At 41.3% G+C, this 230-nt stretch carries 1 pseudogene; it reads left to right on the top strand.

The annotated features are described in order from the left end of the window. Positions 1-230 (top strand): annotated as a pseudogene (gene glmM / locus V6260_RS18760) (phosphoglucosamine mutase); the annotation flags it as partial.

Genomic DNA, 230 nt, shown 5'->3' with positions numbered 1-230 from the left:
GTGTATTCGATGGTGACGATTTAGTTTATATTATTGCTTGCCAGGCTGCCGATGATGATTTGTTGGGTGGAGGTGTGGTAGGCACTGTAATGTCTAACTTGGGTCTTGAAAATGCTTTAAAAGCAAAAGGTATCGAGTTTGCTCGTAGTTAAGTGGGTGATCGCTATGTAATGGAATTACTACAGCAAAAAGGCTCGAAAATTGGTGGTGAGAGTTCAGGCCATGTATTA

It is taken from the genome of Pseudoalteromonas aliena, from assembly GCF_038155085.1.
GTDB classification, from domain to species: Bacteria; Pseudomonadota; Gammaproteobacteria; order Enterobacterales; family Alteromonadaceae; genus Pseudoalteromonas; species Pseudoalteromonas aliena_A.
This window is presented reverse-complemented; position numbering and strand designations above follow the sequence as displayed.